The sequence below is a fragment of the Enterobacter cloacae complex sp. CDL013 genome (genome assembly GCF_049238805.1).
Classification (GTDB): domain Bacteria; phylum Pseudomonadota; class Gammaproteobacteria; order Enterobacterales; family Enterobacteriaceae; genus Enterobacter; species Enterobacter hormaechei_C.
In genome coordinates, this window is record NZ_JBMKGT010000007.1 from 185367 (window position 1) to 208956 (window position 23590).

19 protein-coding genes and 1 pseudogene are annotated in these 23590 nt (G+C 56.8%); 7 read left to right on the forward strand and 13 right to left on the reverse strand.

Annotation, left to right across the window (positions count from 1 at the left end):
- Nucleotides 1-14: 14 nt before the first annotated feature.
- The gene (gene treY, locus ACOTXD_RS16005; protein ID WP_061856105.1) at nt 15-2483 is read right to left on the reverse strand and encodes a malto-oligosyltrehalose synthase; all 2469 of its coding nucleotides are present in this window, start codon (nt 2481-2483) and stop codon (nt 15-17) included.
- The gene (gene treZ / locus ACOTXD_RS16010) at nt 2480-4267 is read right to left on the reverse strand and encodes a malto-oligosyltrehalose trehalohydrolase (RefSeq protein WP_003857112.1); all 1788 of its coding nucleotides are present in this window, start codon (nt 4265-4267) and stop codon (nt 2480-2482) included. Before treZ ends, treY begins: the two co-directional genes overlap by 4 nt.
- Nucleotides 4268-4398: 131 nt before the next feature.
- Here treZ and ACOTXD_RS16015 point away from each other — a divergent pair, with 131 nt between their 5' ends.
- From ACOTXD_RS16015 to ACOTXD_RS16030, 4 genes are all read left to right on the forward strand, one after another.
- The gene (locus ACOTXD_RS16015; RefSeq protein ID WP_003857109.1) at nt 4399-4926 is read left to right on the forward strand and encodes a GNAT family N-acetyltransferase; all 528 of its coding nucleotides are present in this window, start codon (nt 4399-4401) and stop codon (nt 4924-4926) included.
- Nucleotides 4927-5037: 111 nt separating this feature from the next.
- Complete coding sequence (locus ACOTXD_RS16020) at nt 5038-5922, forward strand: SDR family oxidoreductase (protein WP_022651207.1); 885 nt, start codon at nt 5038-5040, stop codon at nt 5920-5922.
- 107 nt (nt 5923-6029) lie between these two features.
- The gene (locus ACOTXD_RS16025; protein ID WP_022651208.1) at nt 6030-7007 is read left to right on the forward strand and encodes an MBL fold metallo-hydrolase; all 978 of its coding nucleotides are present in this window, start codon (nt 6030-6032) and stop codon (nt 7005-7007) included.
- Nucleotide 7008: 1 nt separating this feature from the next.
- On the forward strand, nt 7009-7917 hold the full coding sequence (locus ACOTXD_RS16030; protein WP_126501226.1) for a LysR family transcriptional regulator: 909 nt from the start codon (nt 7009-7011) through the stop codon (nt 7915-7917).
- On the opposite strand, the gene ACOTXD_RS16035 is transcribed toward ACOTXD_RS16030, so the two are convergent.
- Nucleotides 7908-8792, reverse strand: a complete 885-nt coding sequence (locus tag ACOTXD_RS16035) for a LysR substrate-binding domain-containing protein (RefSeq protein ID WP_059370511.1) — start codon at nt 8790-8792, stop codon at nt 7908-7910. The two genes, ACOTXD_RS16030 and ACOTXD_RS16035, sit on opposite strands and share 10 nt — an antisense overlap.
- Nucleotides 8793-8905: 113 nt before the next feature.
- On the opposite strand from ACOTXD_RS16035, the gene ACOTXD_RS16040 reads away from it, so the two are divergent.
- The 3 genes from ACOTXD_RS16040 to ACOTXD_RS16050 all read left to right on the forward strand — a co-directional run bounded on the left by ACOTXD_RS16040 (nt 8906) and on the right by ACOTXD_RS16050 (nt 12102).
- Complete coding sequence (locus ACOTXD_RS16040; protein ID WP_421766460.1) at nt 8906-10387, forward strand: UbiD family decarboxylase; 1482 nt, start codon at nt 8906-8908, stop codon at nt 10385-10387.
- A 130-nt stretch (nt 10388-10517) separates the two neighbouring features.
- Nucleotides 10518-10805, forward strand: coding sequence for a VF530 family DNA-binding protein (locus ACOTXD_RS16045; protein WP_003857097.1), 288 nt, complete (start codon nt 10518-10520; stop codon nt 10803-10805).
- Between the two features lie 7 nt (nt 10806-10812).
- Nucleotides 10813-12102: a glycoside hydrolase family 10 protein gene (locus ACOTXD_RS16050; RefSeq protein ID WP_058647880.1), complete on the forward strand. Its 1290-nt coding sequence runs from the start codon at nt 10813-10815 to the stop codon at nt 12100-12102.
- 39 nt (nt 12103-12141) lie between these two features.
- Here ACOTXD_RS16050 and dsbG read toward each other — a convergent pair whose 3' ends face one another.
- The 10 genes and pseudogenes from dsbG to ACOTXD_RS16100 form a co-directional block, all read right to left on the reverse strand.
- Nucleotides 12142-12918, reverse strand: a complete 777-nt coding sequence (gene dsbG, locus ACOTXD_RS16055; protein WP_061856102.1) for a thiol:disulfide interchange protein DsbG — start codon at nt 12916-12918, stop codon at nt 12142-12144.
- Nucleotides 12919-12959: 41 nt separating this feature from the next.
- Entirely contained in the window at nt 12960-13517 is a 558-nt protein-coding gene (locus ACOTXD_RS16060) for an RNA polymerase sigma factor (protein WP_198531428.1), read from the reverse strand.
- 5 nt (nt 13518-13522) lie between these two features.
- The gene (locus ACOTXD_RS16065; RefSeq protein WP_015570500.1) at nt 13523-13936 is read right to left on the reverse strand and encodes a hypothetical protein; all 414 of its coding nucleotides are present in this window, start codon (nt 13934-13936) and stop codon (nt 13523-13525) included.
- Nucleotides 13937-14125: 189 nt separating this feature from the next.
- Entirely contained in the window at nt 14126-15676 is a 1551-nt protein-coding gene (locus tag ACOTXD_RS16070) for a methyl-accepting chemotaxis protein (protein ID WP_061856100.1), read from the reverse strand.
- Nucleotides 15677-15771: 95 nt separating this feature from the next.
- Nucleotides 15772-16788 carry a LacI family DNA-binding transcriptional regulator gene (locus ACOTXD_RS16075; protein WP_048244109.1) on the reverse strand — a complete coding sequence of 339 codons (1017 nt, stop codon included), beginning with the start codon at nt 16786-16788 and terminating at the stop codon, nt 15772-15774.
- A gap of 28 nt (nt 16789-16816) precedes the next feature.
- A complete protein-coding gene (locus tag ACOTXD_RS16080) occupies nt 16817-18223 on the reverse strand; it encodes a sucrose-6-phosphate hydrolase (protein WP_061856099.1) in 1407 nt (468 codons plus the stop codon).
- Nucleotides 18223-19593, reverse strand: coding sequence for a sucrose-specific PTS transporter subunit IIBC (locus ACOTXD_RS16085; protein WP_032609238.1), 1371 nt, complete (start codon nt 19591-19593; stop codon nt 18223-18225). Before ACOTXD_RS16085 ends, ACOTXD_RS16080 begins: the two co-directional genes overlap by 1 nt.
- Before the next feature lie 66 nt (nt 19594-19659).
- Complete coding sequence (locus ACOTXD_RS16090; RefSeq protein WP_023303760.1) at nt 19660-21177, reverse strand: carbohydrate porin; 1518 nt, start codon at nt 21175-21177, stop codon at nt 19660-19662.
- A 171-nt stretch (nt 21178-21348) separates the two neighbouring features.
- Nucleotides 21349-22245, reverse strand: a complete 897-nt coding sequence (locus ACOTXD_RS16095) for an aminoimidazole riboside kinase (RefSeq protein WP_061856098.1) — start codon at nt 22243-22245, stop codon at nt 21349-21351.
- Between the two features lie 88 nt (nt 22246-22333).
- Nucleotides 22334-23534: pseudogene (locus ACOTXD_RS16100) on the reverse strand (diguanylate phosphodiesterase).
- Between the last annotated feature and the right edge of the window lie 56 nt (nt 23535-23590).

The window sequence follows — 23590 nt, forward strand, 5'->3', positions numbered from 1 at the left end:
TTTGTTCTCCTCGATTAGTCGCAGGTAAGCAGAACCAACAAACATCCCTTTTCAGACGTTAAATCCAGCGTCTCTGGCAGAAGGCGACGCTCACCGGTAAACAGATCCCGGTAGTGCTTCCCGGCCAACTCCTGGGGTATGGCCACGATAGTGTTGGCCCACAGCAACGCATTGTCGGTGACGTCAAACACCAGACGCGGCACGGCGACGATCAGCGCCTCGTCATCTTTTATGCGGGCATAAACGATCAGATTCTCCTCCCGCTCACCGGTTACCTTCAGCGGCAGCCAGTCGCCGTAGCGGAAAAGTGCGGGGTAATGTGGCCGAAGCCGTAACAGCGTGGCGGTAACGTACTGCTTCACGCTGCCGTCTCGCCAGCGTTGCGCATCGTTAAAAACGGTGCCATCCGCTACGCTGAGGTTTTCCGCCAGTGCGGCGAAATCCGGTTCGCGGCGGTTATCCGGGTCGACGAGGCTGAAGTTAAGCCCCTCGCTGCCCTGGTAGATGTCTGGTACGCCAGGCGCAGTCAGCTTGATCACCGTCTGGCTCAGGCTGTTCATTAACCCAGCCCGAATAAACGGCTGGAGTGCGGCACTGAAATCACGCAGGAACAGGGTGTTATCCGGGGAAAGCAGATGGCGCACGTAGTCCAGGACCACGCTCTCGTAACCTTCGTTGCTGTCGATCCAGTCGGTACGCTGCTTGGCCTCGCGCAGGGCTTTCTCGATAAAGCCGAGGAAACGCTCTTCCAGTGACTTAAGGCCATCACGATCCTCAGGCGACAGGGTTGCTGGCCAGACGCCCGCCAGCGCCTGGAAGATCATCCAGGTGTCGGCGGCGTTCGGCGCGGTGCCATCGTTGAGGAATCGGACCTGCGTCTGGTTCATCTGCCGCCAGCGCGCCAGATTTTCTCCCCACAGATCTGGCGCTTCCGTCAGCGTATACAGACGAGCTCGTGCATCCTCGCCGCGTTTGGTGTCGTGGGTGGAAGTTCCAAGCAGCGCATCGGGCTGGCGGGCAAGTCGAATGCGCATCTCCTGATGAAAACGGGAAAGTGAAAACGCGCGCGGCGTCGGGTCGGCGCCGACTTCGTTCAGGGCCAGCTCCAGGTTATGGCGGAAGAACAGCGTATCCTCTACCGATTTCGCCATCAGCGGCCCGGTCAGTTGCTGAAAACGGGTGCGGAAAAGCGAGGCCAGCGCGTGGTCATGCTCCGGCAGATCGCCAGTAAGAATACGCACGATCAGGCTCAGAGCGGGTTCAGAGGCGTTGACGCTGGCGACCACACGGCTGAGCAGCGCCACATCCGGTGGCGTCAGTCCCTCAGCGGTGCCGTAGGTGCGATACACCGGAAACGCGATAAGCAGCTCACGCAGGGCATGGCGGATATCCTCATGCTCCACTTCTGCACCGTTATGCCCGGCCAGCTCGCTGGCTATTTTGAGCAACGTGGTAAATTCACCCTCAAAATTACGATCGGTCATCAGCCCTTTGGCGTTGCGAAGTTCCGCCTGCCTGTCCACGGTCGTACCCAGCGTCTCGTCGTAGAGCATCTCCAGCCGCGAGAGGTTGGTATCATCCACCAGCACTTCCGCCAGGGAGGCGATAAACTCATAACCCGTAGTACCTGAGATGGGCCACTCCGGAGGAAGCTGTTCCCCTTTGGCGAGGATTTTTTCCACCGTGATGTAGCAATCCGGTCCGGTAGCCGCACGCAGTCGCTGCAAATAGCCCAGCGGATCGGCAAGCCCGTCCACATGGTCAATGCGCAGGCCGTCGACAACCCCGGCGTGGACAAGCTCAAGGATCAGGTGGTGCGTATCTGCGAATACCGCCTCATCCTCTACCCGCACGCCGACCAGCCCGGTGATTTCAAAAAAGCGACGCCATGAAAGCTGTTTCGGCGCTTCACGCCAGGACATCAGCCGCCAGCTTTGCGCCTCGTGGATCTCAGCGATGCTCTTGCCTTCGGCATACGTGCCGGGATTAAGCGGATAGGCGGTATCATAGTAAACCAGCGCTGCGCTGTTTGTGACACTGTCACGTTTTAAGGTGATAGTCCCCCGCTCCAGCTCGGCTTCAAAGGTGTCGCCAAGAAACGGCAACGTCAGCGGTCGGGACCAGTCGATATCAAAATACGCCGCATAGCGGCTCTGCCTGCCATGTTCGATAACATCGCGCCACCAGCGGTTTTCCAGCGAGGTCGACATATGGTTAGGAACGATATCCAGAATCAGCCCCATCCCCGCCTGTTTCAGCGCCGCCGCCATGCGGTCAAACCCTTCCCGCCCGCCAATCGCCGGGTCAATTTCGTTGGGGTCGGTCACGTCATAGCCGTGGGTGGAATTCGTGGTTGCGGTGAAAACAGGCGACGCGTAAAGATGGCTGATACCGAGGTCTTTCATATACGGAATCAGGTCTGCCACGCGGTCAAAGGTCATGCCGTTGCGAAACTGAATTCGGTAAGTAGAGGAAGGGATCATAGCGCTGCTTCTCCATCAGCAAAGCGAACAACAATGCTGTTCGGCGGCAGGTTTTCGACTGCCTCCGGCCAGCTAAAGATCGTTTTTCCGGGCAGGTCCGGTAAGGCGAGCGGCTTTTTGCCGATATTCAGCGCCAGCGACAACGTGCCGGACGGAAAACGCCAGCTCACGGCAACCATGCCGAGCGCCGTTTGCAGGACGTTACCCTCCACGGTGCCCCGCTGTTTCAGTAACGGGACGATAAAGCGCTGACGCAGCACAATCAGCTCGCGCGTGACGTGCAGCCACGCCCTGCCTTCCTCCGTGTCTGCCTTGTTCCAGTCAAGCTTCGACCGCATAAAGGTATTTACGTCATTGGGGTCCGGTACGGTTTCATCGTGCCCGGCATGGCCGATAAACTCTTTCGCGCGCCCTTCCCGCACCGCTTTCGCCAGGTCGCCGTGGAAGTCGGTGAAAAAGAGGAACGGATGCGTTTCGCCATACTCCTCGCCCATAAACAGCAGCGGAATATGGGGCGACAGGAGCAGCGCCGCGAACAGCACGCGCGTTTTATCCGCCCCAGCCAGAGAGATAAGCCTCTCCCCCTGGGCACGGTTGCCGACCTGGTCGTGATTCTGAATAAAATCGACAAAAAACTGTGGGGGTTGCTCGCGACACTCTACCCCGCGCGATTTCCCGGTCTGAAGCGAGATTTCCCCCTGGTAGACAAAGCCTTCTGCCAGCGCCCGCGCCAGTTTTTTCTCCGGCTCAAAGGCAAAATCCTGATAGTAGGCGTGTGATTCTCCCGTCGCGAAGACATGCGCGGCGTTGTGAAAATCATCATTCCATTCGGCGGTGAAAAGCGGCGTCTGACCATGCTCATCACGCGGATGCAGGAAAATCACGTTGCGACTGTCTTCGGTGGTCAGATGGATATGCCGATCCGGAAAGGCGTCGCGGATCCGTTGCGCTATCTCGGGAAGAATATGGGTCTCAGCGTCGTCATGGATCTGGTCGATGGCGTCGAAGCGCAGACCGTCAAGATGATACTCCGAGAGCCAGAATAACGGCGCCTCAGCGATGTACTGCCGGACAGCTTCAACCTCATAGGCAATACCGTTGCCCCACGGGGTCATACGATCCTGATGGAAAAACGCCGGCGAGAGCAACGGCAGGTAATTCCCTTCCGGGCCAAAGTGGTTGAGTACGATATCCAGCACCACGGAAAGCCCGAGCGCGTGGGCGGCATCAATGAAGGCATGAAAATCATCCGGTGTACCATAAGCCGAGTGCGGGGCATACAGCAGTACACCGTCATACCCCCATCCGCGCGCGCCCCCGAACTGGGACACGGGCATCACTTCCAGTTGCGTAATACCCAGTTCGGCCAGATAAGGCAGTTTGTCGATGGCCGCCCTGAAGGTTCCTTCCCCGGTGAAGGTGCCGATATGCAGCTCGTAGATCACCGTCTCTTCCCACGGTCGTCCTTGCCATTCGCGCTGAGCGGGCAGGCTGCGACGCGGGTCGATCACCACCGACGGGCCATTGACGTCAGCCTGCTGCGCGCGCGAGGCCGGGTCCGGCACCGCCATTCCATCCTGTAAAACAAACTGATACGTCGTACCGTGCCTGATGCCGGGCACGTCAATCTGAAACCAGCCGTCGCCCACCGCCGCCATGGGAATGTCGGTATCGGTTAAACGCAACGTGAGATCTTTTTGCCCTTCTGCCCAGACGCGAAAACGTACAACGTCATCGGAAATAAACTCAGCACCCCAGTGCCTGCGACATGTTCTGAATTCCATTCATTGTCCTCGAATGACCACATTTTACGCGGAACGAAATACAAGCTTAGACCAGGATCTACAGAGTGTTATGCCAGCAGGGTATGCCGCTTCGTCTATTATCTATATATAACTCCCACTTAAGGAATACTATGCATATTCGAAAAGGATTAAGCACCGACCTCGCCCGTCTTGAATGCTGTGATTTTTCTTTTACGGTCGATGAGATTGCCAGAGAGCCTTTTCTCAATGGTGATTTGCATATCGAGGCGCTGACCGAACCTTATCTTAAAACCTATGAACTGGATCTCCAGACGCTGGAAAATCATTGTGTTAATCCGGATTCAATATTTCTTATCGCCGAAACGGATGACGGTGAAATCGCCGGTTTTATTACCGCGTCCTGCAACTGGAATAAATTTATATCGGTGGATTACATTGCCGTGGAGCGTTCAAAGCGTCGTACGGGCGCGGCGCACAAGCTGATGTCCGCCACCCACGTCTGGGCGCGAAGCCTCAATGCGCCCGGTTTACGGCTGGAGACGCAGAACGTTAATGTTTCTGCCTGTCTTTTTTATCGTCACTATGGGTTTATTCTCGGCGGTTACGATCGCTACCTTTACAACGCCCTGCCGGAAAAAGATGAGGTCGCCCTTTTCTGGTATTACATGCTGGCTTGAGAAAATATTTTATATCCGCTACCGGAAGATAGATTTGTCTGAATTTGTCAATTTTGCCCGCTTACGTTTAATTAACGACTAATCTTGGAATTCACTATTAAGGAGGCCGGTATGTCTACAGGAAATAATCACACGCTGCATTACCCTCGTCCACCGTTTGCTGAACAACCGCAAAGGGCCCCCGGGCTGGCATCGGAAATGAAGCCAATACCGGATCATGGTGAAACAAGTTATATCGGGTCAGGAAAACTGGCAGGAAAAAAAGCGCTGATTACCGGCGGTGATTCCGGAATTGGTCGCGCGGTAGCGATCGCCTATGCCCGTGAAGGCGCAGATGTCGCTATTGGCTATCTGCCGGAAGAGGAGTCCGATGCGGCATCGGTCATTGCGCTGATTCAGGCTGAAGGCCGTAAAGCGGTCGCCATTCCGGGCGACATTCGCGTGGAGTCGTTTTGCGATACGCTGGTGGAAAAAGCCGTCGCGGAACTGGGTGGCCTGGATATCCTGGTGAATAACGCCGGACGCCAGCAGTACTGCGAATCGATCGACGATCTCACCACGGCAGATTTTGACGCGACGTTTAAGACCAACGTCTATGCCCCCTTCTGGATCACCAAAGCTGCGCTGCGCCATTTGCAGGAAGGCGCCGTGATCATTAACACCACTTCCGTTCAGGCGTTTAAACCGAGCGCGATCCTGGTGGACTATGCGCAGACCAAAGCCTGTAACGTAGCCTTTACCAAGTCTCTGGCCCAGCAGCTGGGACCGCGTGGCATTCGGGTGAATGCCGTCGCGCCAGGTCCATACTGGACGCCTCTTCAGTCCAGCGGCGGCCAGCCGCAGTCCAAAGTTCAGAAGTTCGGGGAAGATACGCCCCTGGGCAGACCGGGCCAGCCGGTTGAAATCGCACCGCTGTATGTATTGTTTGCCTCCGATACCTGCTCATACGCCTCCGGGCAAGTGTGGTGCTCTGACGGCGGTACCGGCGTGCTGTAAAGCATCCTCTCAGACCTATCCATTCCATGGATAGGTCACATTCACTTCCCGGCGGTTCTCAAAAATCGCAGTTGAACTATGATGAACTTACTATTGAGGAGCCCATCATGTTTACTGTGAAAAAACTTGCGATATCAACCCTGTTGACCGGTTCGGTTTTATTCTTTCCCGCTATCCACGCGGTGGCCAGCGTTCCGCAGCATGTGGTGAAACAGCAGGCTGGCGGCTACAGCGTTCAGGTTGGCGATACGATTGTCACCGCCTTTACGGACGGGAGCGTGCCGCAGGATCTGCACGCCTTACTGCGCCGGACGACGGCGGAAAATACCGATGCGTTACTGGCTAAAAACTTCCAGGCCAATCCGGTGGAAGCGTCGATTAACGCGTTCTATATCGCCATCCCCGGCCACAAAATTCTGGTGGATACCGGTTCTGGTCAGCTGTTTGGCCCCGGCAAAGGCGGGCGGCTGATTGAGAGCCTGGCGACCCAGGGCATCAAACCCGAAGATATTACCGATATTCTGATCACCCATGCGCACTCCGATCACGCTGGCGGCCTGGTTAAAGACGGTCAGCGCGTGTTTACCCGCGCGCAGGTGTATGTCGGCAAACCGGATATCGATTTCTTCTTTAACGACGAGAACCAGAAAAAGTCTGGCTATGACCAGAACTACTTCGACGTCGCGCACAAGACCTTAAAGCCCTATCTGGATGCCGGAAAAGTGACGACCTTCTCCGGCACGGAACAGCTTCTGCCGGGCATCAGCGGTACGGTTCACCCGGGTCACACTCCAGGCTCCGCGTTCTACACGCTGGAGAGCAAAGGTGAAAAAATGACTTTTGTCGGCGACATCATTCACGTTGCCGCGGTTCAGTTCCCACAGCCCAACGTGACGATTGCTTACGATGAGGATCAGGACGGCGCCGCCCGGGTGCGCAACGCTGCTTTCGCTGAGTTTGTGAAAAATAAAGCGCTGATTGCGGCGCCACATCTGCCTTTCCCCGGGATCGGCTATGTGACGAAAGGTGAGCGGGACGGCTACGCGTGGGTTCCGGTGACCTATACCAACCGTGACGCAAAATAAGATGTCCCCCTCCGATATGGATATGGACCTGATCCTGACGCTGGATGCGTTACTCAGGGACCAGAATATCACCCATGCCGCCGCGCGGCTGGGCATCAGCCAGCCGGCGATGTCTGCCCGCCTTGCGCGCCTGCGCGTGTTGTTTGGTGAGCCGCTGTTTGTCCCTTCCCCACACGGACGTGGGGTGTTACCGACGCCGCGCGCCGAGGCGTTAAGGCCGCAGGTCGCGACGGTTTTGCAGGGTATATCGGCGATGCTTGAACCCACCACGTTTAACGCGCAGAACAGCAACCGCACCTTTGTGATTGCCTTGCACGAGAACCCGGCGCTGATGCTGGGGGCAGAGTTGCAGAATCAGATTAGCAGTGCGGCGCCAGGTATCCGCCTGCGTTTTGCGCTCCCGGAAACCCAACTGCTGCCAGCGCAGATGGAAAATGGCGATGTGGATATTTATGTCGGCGTTAACGCGGTGGCGCACGATGCATGGGTCAGACGCAAGCTGTTTGACGATGAATATGCCACAGCTCAGCGAAAAGGCCATCCGCGCGGTACGGGTCCGATGGATCTGGATAGCTATTGTAGCCTTTCCCACCTGGTGGTTTCATCCGAGGGCGACCCGTTCGCGGGCCTTGTCGATCAGCATCTGGCGGGGCTTGGCCACCAGCGTAACGTAGTGATGTCGACGCAAAGCTATGCGATGGCGCCTGCGATTGTTGCCGGTACCGATTTGCTCTGCACCTTACCCAGACGCATGTTACTACGGTTTACGCAAACGCTTGATATTTTTCCGCCGCCGCTGGATCTCCCGCCGATCGTCATCGGTATGTACTGGCACCCGAAAAACAGCCAGGATCCGGCTAACCGCTGGCTACGTGAACAGCTTCTTCAGGCCGCCGGACGTCAGGTGTGAACGAGGATACTCATCAATTTTTTCAGCACCTCAGAGCGAATAATCCGGTGGCAAACCAGCGTCAGCTCGCTCTCCCGGAGTCGGTCAAGAATATCCACAAAGACGACGTTTCGTACGCATATCGCCTTCGCTGAAGCCGGCAGCATCGCGATGCCAAACCCTGCCGAGACGAGGCTTACCACCGTGGGGACATCGGTGGCATTTTGCACAACGTCAGGCTGTATGCCCGCGCTGTGGCAGGCATCATAGAAATATTGCTCCAGCCCCATCCCCTCCGGGTCGCGCAGGGCGATCCACTTCTCCTCTTTCACCGACGCAAGCGTCAGCGCGGCGGAGCCCGCCAGGCTGTGTTGACGAGGTAGGGCCAGCACGGCTTTTTCCGTTGTGAAAGGACGGCTTTGCAGATCGTCAGGCAGCAGCGGTAACGGGGCACGAATAATGGCCACATCCAGCTGGTTGCTTTGCACGCCGGTATAAAGGGTTTGCACATTTCCCGTCATCATGGAAAGGCTGATGGCGGGCCATTTCTCATGTAAAAGCCGCAGCGCGGCGGGCAGCTTACTGTCGAATATCGCACTTGAAACACATCCGAGATTCAGCACGCCCTGTTCTCCTCTGGCCGTCTGTCTGGCATCCAGAATCGCCTGATCGGTCATTAAAATCGCGACTCTGGCTTTACTGAGAAACGCCTCACCGGCTGGCGTCAGCGTCAGGCGACGATTCGCCCGGCTAAAGAGCATTACCCCCAGACGATCTTCAAGCGTTTTTATCTGCTGACTCAGCGCGGGCTGCGCCATGTTAAGGCGCTCCGCCGCTCGATGCATGTGAAGCTCTTCCGCCACCACGATAAAATTGCGCATCAGTCGAAACTGCATACCATGCCTTTATTATTGATAATAAAATTCATATTAAAATAGCATAAATGATGCAATTGATAGCCCTCTTCGTCCGGTTAAGAATGGATGCATTCATCCGAGGGGGGAAAAATATGGAAAACCACATCAACGATCTCAGAAGTGCTATCGAACTGCTAAAACGCCATGAAGGTCAATACCTTGAAACCAGCCATCCGGTCGATCCTGACGCGGAGCTGGCGGGTGTGTACCGGCATATTGGTGCTGGCGGCACGGTAAAACGTCCGACGCGCATTGGCCCGGCGATGATGTTTAACGCTATTAAGGGATACCCCGACTCCCGTATTCTGGTCGGAATGCACGCCAGCCGCGAGCGGGCGGCGCTCCTGTTGGGCTGCGAACCCTCTGAACTGGCAAAACATGTCGGCCAGGCCGTGAAAAACCCGATTGCTCCCGTTGTCGTCCCGGCGGCCCAGGCGCCGTGTCAGGAACAGGTGTTTTATGCCGACAATCCGGACTTCGATCTGCGTAAATTGCTTCCGGCACCGACCAACACGCCGATAGATGCCGGTCCGTTCTTCTGTCTGGGGCTGGTGCTGGCAAGCGATCCGGAAGATGCCTCACTGACCGATGTCACTATTCACCGTCTCTGCGTTCAGGAGCGCGATGAGCTCTCCATGTTTCTTGCCGCGGGCCGCCATATTGAAGTGTTCCGTAAGAAAGCCGAGGAGGCGGGTAAACCGTTGCCGGTCACGATCAATATGGGTCTCGATCCCGCTATCTATATTGGCGCCTGTTTCGAAGCCCCTACCACGCCCTTCGGCTACAACGAACTGGGTGTCGCCGGTGCGTTACGTCAGACCCCCGTCGAGCTGGTGCAGGGTGTGGCCGTAAATGAAAAAGCGATTGCGCGTGCGGAAATTATCATCGAAGGCGAACTGCTGCCGGGCGTGCGCGTAGAAGAAGATCAGCATACCCACACCGGGCACGCGATGCCGAAATTTCCCGGCTACTGCGGGGAGGCTAACCCCTCCTTACCGGTAATCAAAGTGAAGGCCGTCACGATGCGTCATCAGGCGATCCTGCAAACCCTGGTAGGACCGGGCGAAGAGCACACCACGCTGGCCGGTTTGCCAACGGAGGCCAGCATCCGTAATGCGGTGGAAGAAGCCATTCCCGGTTTTCTGCAAAACGTCTATGCGCATACCGCTGGCGGCGGCAAGTTCCTTGGCATATTGCAGGTGAAAAAACGCCAGCCCTCTGACGAAGGGCGTCAGGGTCAGGCGGCTCTCATTGCGTTAGCCACCTATTCCGAGCTTAAAAACATTATTCTCGTCGACGAAGATGTGGATATTTTCGACAGCGACGACATCTTGTGGGCGATGACGACCCGTATGCAGGGCGATGTCAGCATCACCCATCTGCCGGGGATCCGCGGACACCAGCTCGATCCGTCTCAGGCGCCGGACTACAGCCCCTCCATTCGTGGCAACGGGATCACCTGCAAAACGATTTTCGACTGTACGGTGCCCTGGGCGCTGAAGTACCGCTTTGAGCGTGCGCCCTTTATGGAGGTAGACCCAACGCCGTGGGCACCTGAACTGTTTAAAAAATAGCGTTAACCGGAAAATCTTCTTCACCCTTCACGGGTGAAGAACCTCACGCTGAAATTGCCGCGTCCCCTGCTTTCTTGTAACCTTTGAGCGTTTATCACATCCCCATAAAAAATGAGACTACCGGACGCCTATGACAGCACATGTTTCCAACGATCCTTTGCATGGCGTAACGCTCGAAATGCAGGTTAACGCGCTGGTTGCGCGATATGGCTGGAATGAACTGGGCAACCGAATCAAAATCAACTGTTTTCGCAAGGACCCGAGTGTTAAATCGAGTCTGAAGTTCCTGCGCCGCACCCCATGGGCGCGGGCGGAAGTTGAAGCCCTCTACCTCGACTCCCTTCACGATGACGGTAACGGGGAGCAGGACGAACCGGCGTTTAATCCCTGGACGGATAGCCGGACACCCAGGAGCTAACACGCAAATGATGCGACACGTAAAACGGACTGGCGCGCTGCTTGGCTGCGCGCTTTTACTGGTAAGTTGCACTTCCAAACCACCTAAATCACTCGTAACCCCGCTGCCGCAGGCGAAACCTGTACAGCAGACTAACGAACCCATGCGCGGGATCTGGCTGGCGACCGTCTCCCGTCTCGACTGGCCTCCCGTTTCATCGGTGAATGGCCGTAGCGCGGACCAGCGCATCGCCCAGCAACAGCGGGCGTTGACGGACAAGCTCGATAAGCTGAAAAATCTTGGGATCAACACCGTCTTCTTTCAGGTAAAACCGGACAGTACGGCGCTGTGGGCTTCTAAAATACTGCCCTGGTCAGATACCCTGACGGGGACTATCGGGGAAGATCCCGGTTACGATCCGCTTCAGTTTATGCTGGATGAAGCGCACAAGCGTGGGATGAAGGTTCATGCCTGGTTTAACCCATACCGCGTTTCCACCAACACGAAGCCGTCGACCATCGCCGCGCTTAACCGCACCTCGTCGCTTCATCCTTCGAGCGTGTACGTCCTGCATCCGGAGTGGATCCGCACCTCGGGGGATCGTTTTGTTCTCGACCCGGGCATTCCCGAGGTGCGGGGCTGGATAACCCAGGTGGTGATGGAAGTGGTAAATCATTACCCTGTCGACGGCGTTCAGTTCGATGACTATTTTTACACCGAGACGCCGGGCTCCCCCCTGAATGATGCCTGGACCTTCAGGCGCTATGGCGAAGGATTTTCGTCAAAAGCGGACTGGCGTCGACACAATACGCAGCAGTTGATTGTGCAGGTCTCCAGGGCGATCAAGCAGGCTAAACCTGAGGTCGAATTTGGCGTCAGCCCGGCGGGGGTCTGGCGCAATCGCTCCTTCGACCCGGCAGGCTCGGACACGCGCGGCGCCGCAGCCTATGATGAATCCTACGCTGACACGCGCAAATGGGTACAGCAGGGATTACTGGATTACATTGCGCCGCAGATCTACTGGCCCTTCGCCCGCGACGCGGCACGTTACGATGTGCTGACAAAATGGTGGGCTGACGTGGTGAAACCGACCCACACCCGTCTGTATATCGGGATCGCGTTCTACAAAGTGGGCGCGCCTTCCAGAAACGAACCGGACTGGACGGTGAACGGCGGCGTACCGGAGCTGAAAAAACAGCTCGACCTCAATGATTCACTGCCAGACGTTAAGGGCACCATCCTGTTCCGTGAAGACTATCTTAACCAGCCGCAGACGCAGGAAGCAGTAAATTACCTCCGGGGACGCTGGGGTAGTTGACTGAAAAAAGGCAGAAACGTCCTGTTTCTGCCTTTCTTTTTACGGCTTCGGTCCGAACATTGCCTCAAGCTGTTTTGCGTCTGGCATACCCACGACCTGTTGCAGTTCGTTTTGCTCATTCAGGTAATAAATAGCCGGTGTGGCATTCGCGCCAAGACTGTCCATGAGCGTCTGGTGATTTTGCAGGATCTCAACGGTTTCCCGGGAAGCCGCAGCTTCAGGTTTCGGCAGCTTTTTACCGCCGGACAGCTCGTACGCTTTCCAGGCCGACACCGGATCTTTCGCATTCAGGATCGCGGAGGCGTTACGCCCGCTGTTCGGGTTAAGAAACGCAACCAGCAGCGTGTTGAGCTGGACCTTGCCAGCCTTCACCCACGGCTGCGCTTCAGCCCAGAACTGCTTGCAGTACGGGCAGAACGGGTCGGCAAAGACGAAGACTTTGCGCGGGGCACTCTCCGCGCCCTCCTTCAGGGGATGCGCCGCATTGAGCTTTTTCCACATCTCGCGGCCCATCGGGGCGTAGATCTCTTTCTGGAAAAAGGCCTCGCTGAGGTTGGTTCCCTTCTCATCATACAGATAGCCAGACACGACGTGCTTTCCGTCAGGGGTCAGAAAGAGCGTCACGCCCATGTCCTGATATTGCCCCAGCCACGCTGTCGCGCCGCCGGGGGCGTCAATTTTCTTAATGATCTTGATGTCCTGCTGTTCACTGAAGTGCTTCACCACATCCGGAAGCGACTCCTCTGCCCTGACCAGCCCCGAAACCATCAGAGCAGAGAGTAACAGCACCTTTTTCTTTGCTAACCGTTGAAGCATAACGACCCCTCTAAAATATTGTTTTTCAGAGTGGTCGAAGTTTATTGCCCTGTCAACGCTTCATAAATATCCTTGAGGCGACTACGCAAAAATCGCACAGCCTTGTGTTTGCGGGATAATAACGCCTGCACACTGTCGCCTGTTTCCTCTGCCAGCACCTTCATGCTGTAGCCCTCAAATTCCGTTTTTTCAAACACCTCGCGCTGAAGTGGCGGCAGTTCCGACAGGGCTTGCCCCAACTCTTCCCATAGCAGCATGTTGAGATACTCCTCCTCCGGCGTTTGCGGTACGCCGAATAACGTTTCTGCAATCTCCTGCTCCGGAAAGTCCTCGTCATCTGCTGTCAGGTACCCCGGCAGTGAAACCTCGTGCTTTTTTCGCGCCCGGTCGATCATCTCATTTCGTGCGGCGCGAAACAGCCAGGCGGCGACGTTCTCGACCGGTTGTTCCACTTTCATCAACTGCCAGGTCACTTCCTGAAGAATATCATCGACATCATCACGAACCGCAGTCCTTCCGCGAATGAAGGCTTTTAGCCGCGTGCGGCAGGCATTGAGTGCCGAGATCAGTAATGATTCCCCCGCCTCACCGGCTTTCATATCGCTCACTCGGCTTCCGGCGCTTTCGCACCGTTATCATCTCGTTTTTCATCCCGGCCATCGTGCCATCGGCAATGACCATGGCGCCCAAATCCCGCCCGACGCTGCTGAATGAAGGCCTCACGTTGTTCGGGGCTCATATTCATCCATTGTTCGTGCATACGGCGGTGCGCACCGAACATACCGGGACGGAAACCCAGCCCACCGAAAAGAATGCGGCTCAGCAGCAGGATCCCCAGCGCCTGCCAGAAGCCAATGGCTTTAACCCCCAGGATGGCCGGGAGCAACGCGTTCCACAGGGACATGACCAGCAGGCCAAGCACCACGAACAGGACTGCGCCAATCACGATGCCCTTACCCATACGATGGCGGCCCAAGCCACGCCCGTGACCTTTTCCGTGCATATCAAAATTTCTCATGTGTGCCTCGTTTATGTTGAATGATTATGGTCTCTGATGAGGTAGACGGATGAGAAACAGAAATATTGCCGGGGAAAGAGAAAATTTATGTGATAGCGGCGCTGTATGGATAACAGTATTGGCTGAAGGAGATTGTGCAGCGGCTGAATACAAACATTAAAAAGGCTCCCTCGGGAGCCTCTCTGAACATCACGCCGTAGCAGGCAAACTAAAGCGTGAGATACTCTGGGAAAGCTGCTGCGCCTGCTCCTCCAGCGAGGCGGCGGCGGCGGCGGATTGCTGCACCAGCGCCGCGTTCTGCTGGGTCACACCGTCCATCTCCGTTACGGCCTGCCCAACCTGACCAATCCCGCGGCTCTGCTCTTCTGAGGCAACCGAAATCTGTTCCATCAGCGCATGCACTTTATTCACAGAGCTGATAATAGAATCAATCACCTCTCCCGAACGATTCACCAGTTCCGCACCGTTTTTCACGCTGGAAACAGACTGGGCGATGAGGCTTTCGATATCCTTCGCCGCCACCGCGCTTTTCTGGGCCAGTGTGCGCACTTCACTTGCTACCACGGCAAATCCTCGCCCCTGCGCGCCAGCACGCGCCGCTTCAACGGCCGCGTTTAGCGCCAGAATATTAGTCTGGAAAGCAATGCTGTTGATGACGCTGGTGATGTCCTCAATACGCTTCGAATTGGACGCGATAGTATTCATCGTTTCGATGACTTCACGGGTTACCGCTTCACCGGTATGGGCATTTTTCACGGCATCCTGCACCAGCTTACCGGCCTGGAAAACGTTGTCGGTGTTATTCGCCACCGTCGCGCTCAGCTCTTCCATGCTGGCGGCCGTCTGGGTCAGGGCCGAAGCCTGTTGCTCGGTACGGGAGGCCAGGTCGATATTGCCGGAGGCAATTTCCTGCGCTGCATGCGTCACGGTTTGGCTGGCATCGCGCACCTGAGAAATGGTGGAGAGCAGCGCCTGGCGCATCTGCTCCATCGAGGACATCAGGTGATCGATTTCATTCCCGGAATCACGCTTGATCGGTACCGGTACGTCCAGCTTCCCGGCCGCAATCTGGCGACAGTGCTCGCGCGCCAGGTTCACCGGCGCAAAGACCACGCGTTTCATCAGCAGGCTGACGGCGAAGATCACCACCACGAACAGCACCGCAATGCTGGCGATAATAACCAGACCCGACACAAAATTATGGCTCGCCTCCTCGTTCAGCGTTTTGGCGTACTTCTGGTGAACGGAGAGAACCTGATCGAGCACAATTTCATATTGGCGATCGAGTTGAGACACCACGGGAATAAGAGCGTTGAACCGCGACACATCGTGAGCGGCGGCAGCGGCAATCAGCGGTGCCAGTCCCTGGTTACGGTAATTTTGCCACGCTTGCTGGTAGGCAGTGACCAGCGGGGCTTCGTCCTGCAAACGCGGCGAGGCCATAAACGCCGAAAATGCACTATCGGCTTTGGTCAGCGCCTCTTTAACCGAGGCCAGTTTCGCAGACGGGTCGGTGGCGTCCCCCGCTTCCACCATTTTCACATACTCCATAACCCTGACGCGCAGGGTTCGGCTGTGGTTAATGGGATCAATAATGGACAGGACAACCTGAATTTCTTTGTTCACATTATCCAGCGAAGTATTACTTTTAATGATGAGCCCAACGCTGGTGATAGTGCTGGCCACAAAGAAGAAAAGCAGGGAAAACAGGATAATCAGGGATGATTTTTTCAACGACATAACACACCTCAGGGATATAATTTCCCTTTGGTTATCGGCTGAATCCAATCTTTAATTAATTAAAGTTATAGATGTACCGCTCATACGTTACCCTGTCACTCCACGGCCTTGTATCGCCGTTGCAGGGTGGCATCCAGCTTACGCTGGATCGGCTCCGGCGTTTCCCCTTCAATCAGTTTGCCAATCAGATCAAAGCAGTGCCAGGCGAGCTGGCGGTTATCCTGACGAACGGTATCGACAGGAATGGTCAGAGAATCATAGAGATAGTGATCGTCAAAGCTGGCCAGACGCATATCGCTTTGCAGCAGATTATGTTGCCCCATATAGCGCAACACCCCTTCCAGCAGACCGCAGGCGGCGGTAAAAAGGGCTTTTGGCGGGCGGCCCAGGCGTGCGCAAAGCTCGGCAAACATTTCGTAGCCGGAGCTCGGATGGTAATTACCATGAATGATCCACTCCGGACGTAACTCGACGCCAGCGTCACGCAGCCCCTGCTTAAACCCTTCCAGACGGTCACGCGTCGGGGAAAGCCGCGGCTGGCCGCCGAGGAAGTAGAACTCATCCGGATGCTGGCGCGCGATGTCGGCCACCAGTGTGGCGGTTGGGGTAACTGAATCGGTGAGGACCAGCGGCAGAGTACTGTCGTTCATATGACGGTCAAAAAGCACAACGGGCAACTGTTCGCTCAGCTTTTGATAGTCCGCGTCGTTGAGCATGCTGGAGGCGACAATCAGCCCGTCCACCTGGCGGGCCACCATGTTATTGACCACCACCGTCTCCTGGCCCGGATTTTCATCGCTACAGGAGATCAGCAGCTGAACACCCGCCTCGCGGCAGAGGGTCTCCAGCTCATGAGAAAAAACGGCAAACCCGTAGTTGGTGATTTCCGGCACCACCAGACCAATGGTGTGGCTGCGGTTGTCCCGCAGCGAACGGGCGTGAATACTGGGCTGATAATGATGTTCTTTGGCAATCGCCAGCACGCGCTCGCGTGTCTCCTCCGCCACCCGAAGCTCTTTGCTGCGGCCGTTCAGCACCAGGCTGGCGGTGGCTTTTGATACCCCCGCGAGCTCCGCGATATCTTTAATGGTGACGCGTTTTGTTTTTCTCACAACGACTTAGATCCGGCTGCCAAAACCTCTATTCTATCATGCAGCTGCGCAGCGACCAGTAGCGTAATGTGATGTCGGACGCACCTTCGAAGCGTACCTGGGCCGGATGGTCAGGAAAATAGCGGCTGCTCATGACGCCTTCACCGTGATTGATGAAAATTTCGACGCTGGAACGGTCACACAGCACGCGTAAATGATGAACAGTGCCCTGCCAGTAGCGGGTCAGCGTGTCTGCGGTTTTCAGACTGGCGCGTTCCAGACGGATCCCCGCATCATCCACAATCAGTCGCAACGCGCCGGCAAAATCCACGTTCACGCACGAGGCGCTCAGTTCGAACTCAAGACGCGCTCCCGCCAGCACCGGGGCATCGCTGGCGCGTCCCTGCCAGTGGTGTTCATCCTCGCGCAGCGTTTCCAGCTCACGGACCGGGGTCTGCCAGAGCTTACCGTCGCGGTAGCGCAGCTCGCGAGGACAGGTCATCTGGTGGATCCAGCCGTGCGCCCGCGTAGGCTGGAGCATCTCTTCGCCGTCCGGCACGCCCATCCAGCCGATGAGGAGGCGGCGGCCATCTTCTGCCACCGTGGTTTGCGGCGCGTAAAATTCGAATCCGGCGTCAAGCTCATGCAGCTCGCCGTGCGTAAATGCAGGGGTTTGATAATCAAATGCCCCGCTCATCCAGACGGCCGGATAGGTGTTGAGATAGCGATGCGGTTCGCGCGCCAGCCCCTGCGGGCAGCAGATCAAGACGTGTGTGCCATCAAGCGCAAACAGATCCGGGCACTCCCACATATAGCCCGCGTCCGTGAGTCCGTTGACGCCGTGACCGGCGATTTCGCCGCAGGACGCCCAGGTGTGTAAATCGGCTGACGTAAACAGCAGCACCTTGCCGCGCTTATGCCGATCCTGCGCCCCGAGCACCATGTACCACAGCCCGTCATGGCGCCACACTTTCGGATCGCGGACGTGCCCGGTATACCCGTCCGGCAGAGGCAACACCGGTCCCAGTTTGGCAAACGTGCCGTCGTCATTTTGCACCGCCAGACACTGCCAGGCGGTGCGGCCGCCATCGTCAAACTTAACGTTGCCGGTATAGCACAGGGTCAGCACGCCGTTGTTATCCACGGCGCTGCCGGAGTAACAGCCGTTGCGGTCATACTCTTCGTCAGGCATCAGCGCCATTGGCTCGTGCTGCCAGTGCACCAGATCTGCTGAGCTCCAGTGTCCCCAGCACTTGTAGCGATGATCGCAGCCCAGCGGGTTCCACTGATAAAACAGATGATAGCGTCCGGCAAACCAGATAAAGCCGTTCGGATCATTCATCAGCCCCGTCACCGGCGCGGGATGCCATTGCGGATAGTGGCTGTCCGCCAGCGCACGCGGCTGGCCTTGCATCACGGCCTGCAACACGGCAGGCCAGCGGGAAGGTAAGGTCATTATTCAGAGTCCGTCTTATATTTCAGCAGCAGAGAGACGGTGAACGCCACGCCAAAGGCAATCACCATGCCGATAATATAGTTGAGCAGCGAGCTGGCCTGAACGATAGCCATACCGGGAATCGCGGTCAGGCCAACGGCGGTCATGTAGACATGCACCGACACCACCCAGGCACCGCCCGCCGCACCACCGATCAGCGCCGCGATAAACGGCTTCACAAAACGCAGGTTGATGCCAAAAATTGCCGCTTCGGTGATGCCCAGCATCGCGGAAAACGCCGACGGTAAGGTAATGGCTTTGATTTTAGCATCGCGGGTTTTGAACCACACCGCCAGACACGCCCCGCCCTGCGCCACGTTCGCCATCGCCCAGATCGGCAGCAGGAAGTTAACGCCAATCGACGGATTACCCAGCAGTCCGGCCTCAATAGCGTGGAAGCTGTGGTGAATGCCGGTAATGACAATCACCGAATAGAGCCCACCAAACAACAGCCCGGCCAGCCAGCCCGCGTGGGCAATCAGGGTGCTAAGAATGAAGGAGATCCCGTCGCCCAACGCGCGTCCCGCCGGGCCAATAATCAACAGCGCGATAAAGCCGGAGATAATGACGGTCAGGAACGGCGTCAGGATCAGATCTAACGCATCCGGTATTGCCCGGCGCAGCTGTTTTTCCACAATGCTCATAAACCACACCGCCAGCAGCACCGGGAAGACGGTTCCCTGATAGCCAATCATGGCGATTTCAAGACCGAAGAAGTTCATGGTGTGGAAGCCGGACGCTACGCCCCAGGCGTTGGTCAGCGCCGGATGAGTCAGGATGCCGCCGAGCGTTGCCCCCAGATACGGGTTGCCGCCAAACTCCCGCGCGGCGGTGAAGCCAATCAGGATCGGCAGAATAATAAACGCCGCCGAGCTGCACATATCCAGCATGATATAGAGCGCGTTATCCGGATTAACCCAGCCGTAGGTTTTAACCATCCCCAGCAGGCCCATCAGCAGACCCGAGGCCACGATCGCCGGGATAATCGGCACGAAGATGTTGGAGAGCAGACGCGCGATACGCTGGAACGGGTTCAGCTTGCGGGCCGCAATATCGGCCGCTTCCGATTTACTGGACTCGCTAATTCCTGCCGCCTGAATAAACGCGGCGTAAACCTTATTCACCACCCCGGTGCCGAAGATCACCTGCATCTGCCCGGCGTTGCGAAAACAGCCTTTCACGCCTTCAACCTTGCCGATAGCCTGCTGGTCGGCAAGCGCATCGTCGACCAGCACCAGACGAAGGCGCGTGGCGCAGTGTGCCGCGCTGGCAATGTTCTCTTTGCCACCGAGCAGCGGAATAAGCTCGCGCGCAATATGATTAAAATCCATAGATACCTCTTCCTGACCTCTTTTTATGGTGTTCGAAACGCCCCCGCGATGCGGGAGCGTGAAGGGTTAAAACCAGGTTTCCATCTGCACCCCAAAGTTCCATTCCCCGCCCGCGTTAAAGCCGCTGCTGCCAAAGGCGTCATCGCTGGCGTAGTTATCCAGCTTGCTGCTCCAGTCCATCCAGGTGGCGAACAGGCGCAGCTCCGGACGGCTGAAGAAATCGCCAATCTTGCCCGCCTTTAACGTCGGGGCGAAGGTCAGCTTGTAGAAGCTACCGTTAACCGCATTGCGATCCTTGTAGCCTTCCGGGCTTAAATCCATGTACTGATAGCTGCCCTCGAACGCGAGGGCGAAATTCTGGGTCACCTCTTTGATCAGACGCGTGTTGAGCGTGACCCACTCATAGCTGTCGCCCTTCACGTAGCGGTCTTTACTGCTTTGAGCCAGCACGGCGGGCGCAATGTGCCAGCCACCGCCCAGAGGCGTGACACCGTAACTAGCAAAACGCCAGGTATCGGCTTCTGACAGCAGCGCGCCGTCTGAACCAATGCTTTTCACCTCGGCGCCCAGACCGTGGCCGTAAAGGAGCGCCGTTTTGGCGGAACCTTCCCGCAGGCCGTAGAAGCTCTCGTTATGCAGACCAACCAGCGCATGTACTCCGTTATTGGCCGCGTCGGTTTTAATCGGATCGCCGTTGCTGTCCTTACGGTCGTCGTTATCTTTTGCCCGTAAGCCGCTGACCATCATCTGCACCGGCCCGGCGAAGTGATTCATGCTGAGGATGTAGTTCTGAACGTTGTTGTCGATCTCCTCTTCGCTGCCGAAGTTACGGCCATAAAGGGAGAAGTTACTGCGCAGCGTATCGTTCCACTTCACGTCGTAGACGCCGCCACCGGTCCCGGCGAGAAATACTACGTCGGAATCCAGCCAGTGAATGTCGAAGTTGTCGCGGTCAAAACGCTTACCCGCCCAGAAGGTGCTGCCCTTCAGCGCGCCGGTAAAGTCCGGCAAATTTCCCAGCTCGGCAAAGGCCTGACGAATGTTCAGGTCGCTGCTGTCTGCCGACCAGTCGTTATAGGTTTTCTGACCGTCGGCCAGCATCGCCTTAAAGCGCGTCGTCGCGCCATTCTCCAGCGTCTGTTTGTGCTCAACATTCAGCTCAACGTAGGTATCCGCTTCGTTCCCCAGACGCCCGATGGCCCCGCCCGTTTCCCCGGCGGGCGTCAGATAAGGGCCGCTTTTGCTGCTGGAGGCCGCGTCGTTCATCAGCAGGCCGGAACGGGCGTAACCGTGAAATTCAAAACCGCCTGTCCGGTCGGCTTTTTCTTCCAGCACCGTGGTGCGTTGCGCCACCGCCTGTGTGGAGGTTTGCGCTTCCTGCTGCGCAGCCACCAGCTGCTGCGTTTTCTGTTCCGCTGCCGTGGCGCGCTTTTCAGCAACCTGCGCGCGAGTTTCCGCCTCCTGCAAACGCTGCTCCAGCGCCGCCAGGCGCGCTTCGATACGGGTCATATCCGTCTGGGCAAAAACAGAGGTACTGCCGGCCAGCATGCCTATCATCACGGCAAGTCTGCGTTTTTTATACATTTTGTCGCATCCCTAATAACTATCGGTGAAAGTGCTAAATTGCTAAACCGGTTTAGGCTGGTGATACTAAACCGTTGAATTTTAGATCGGCAATGTTTTTTGCTAAACCGTTTTAGTAAGTGTGATCGAGGCGACAATTCAGGCCGCCGAATGGTGGCCTGGAGAGGTGAATTACAGTTCGTGATGATAAGGCAGCGCGGTCATTGCCCCTTTTGCGGTTGTCGCCAGCGCCCCACAGCGCTGCGCTAACGTAATGACCTCTGAGAGACGGGCCTGGCCATAACGTGCCAGACCGAACAGCAGCCCGGCGACGAAAGCATCCCCCGCGCCAGTGGTATCAATGCATTCCACGGGTGATGCAGCATAGTGTGTCAACGCGCCTTCCTGCCAGGCGGTGACGCCCTCTTTTCCCTGCGTTACCAGCACCAGCCTGGCCGGACAAGTGCGCATCAGCGCCGCCAGCCCCTCATGGACCTGCGCATTTCCGATTAAGAACGCCAGCTCTTCCACCGAGATTTTCACCACATCTGCACAGGCTAATGCCCGCTCAAGACACTGACGCAGCTCGACTTCATCGTGCCAGAGATCGGCGCGAATATTGGGATCAAAGCTGACGAATCCCCCCGCCTGTCTGATCGCGGCCATCGCCTGAAACGTCGCGGAACGGCTGGGTTCGGCGCTGAGCGCGATTGAGCAGACGTGCAGCCACTCCCCGGCGCGGAATGGCGGGAGATCGGCAGCGTCGAGGAATAAATCAGCGCTCGGGCGAACCATAAAGGTAAAGGAACGTTCACCGTCGTTATCGAGATCCACCACCACCGTGGAGGTGCGATGCTGCGGATCCAGCCGCAGCCATTCTGTATTAACCTGCTCATCTGCAAGCGTTTTTTGCATAAAACGCCCGAAGGGGTCGTCGCCCACCCGGCCTATAAAGGCGCTTCTGCCGCCCAGACGCGCTACCCCTACCGCGACGTTGGCCGGTGCGCCGCCAGGACATTGCAGCAGTTTGCCCTCTCCGTCGGGCAACAGATCCACCACTGCATCGCCAAGTACCCAGATCGTCTCCATATCACCTTCTTAGCTAAATCATGTTAAACCGGTTTAGCTATTTAAGCACAGGCAGGGTGTCGGGGAAATATGGCGAGGGAAAATTTGCTTAACCCACCCGATGGGGCCAGTGGATATCACCCACGCCATTGAGCTGCGGGCGGGCGAACAAAAAGCCCTGGAAGCGCCGAATACCGGCGTATTCAAGCCAGCACCACTCTTCTATCTTCTCAATGCCCTCTGCGACCAGCGTAATCTCCAGATCGGTGCAGCAGCTGATTATCGACTTCACAATCGCCTGCTTGGGCCCGCTCAGGTGGATATCGCTGACGATCTCTCTGTCGATTTTGAGTTTATCCGGCTGGAACCGCGTGAGCAGCGAAAGACCAGCATAGCCGGAACCAAAATCATCTATCGCCAGCCCAACCCCTTCCGCCCGCAGCTGTTTAATCGCGCTGTTAAACTGGTTGAAGCCTGAAATCATCTCGTTCTCAGTGACTTCAATGATCACCTGCTCCGGCTGTAGATTGTGCTTTTTGATCTGCGTTACCAGGAACTCTACCGCGCCCGGCACGTTAACCAGCGACATTGGCAGCAGGTTCACCGCCAGTTTGTGGCTGCCGATGCCGAGCTTTTGCGCCAGCGCAAAGGTCCAGGCTTTGGTTTGCAGGTCGACTTCGTAAATCAGTTCACGATCGAGACTACGGAAGAAATGCTCCGGGCTGCCGCCGTCGTTTCCGCGTATAAGCGCTTCGAGAGAACTGATCTTGCCTTCGGACGGCTCGACAATGGGTTGCAGCGCAAACTGGCAGGGCTGTCCCTAACCCTTTACCAAACGGCGCGCGCTCTCGCGAAAGCGTCCATTTATCGGGCTCATAGTCCGAAGCGGGTGGGATAGCGGTTTTACCGGTGATAAAGGTCTGAATGAATTTGAAGACCCGATCCTCAGAAGTCAGATAACTTTCCAGCTTGCTGTAATGCAGAACCGACGCCAGAACCGCTTTCGGGGTCTGAACGTCCAGGTCAAACAGCAGCATTCCCACGTCTTCGAAACGTCTGCGCGGGCCGTAATCGCGCATCAGCTCCACTACGCCGGTATGCCGGTCATCAGCACGGATGGAGTTAAAAAGCGCGACGACGCGCTGTTCCGTGCCTTCGAGAATTTGCAGAACGTCACGTCCACGGGAGAGAAGAATGCCTGAGATGCCCTGCTCCGTGTTACGGATCCTGGCCTGTTCAACCAGCGCGCTTAACGCTGCAGAGGTGCAGGTTAAGCTCAGCTGGCTTCGATAAATGAGAGTTGTCAGCACAGAAACGGGGTCCGGTATGGGGTATACGCCTGAACGGTACTGTTTAACACAGTTCC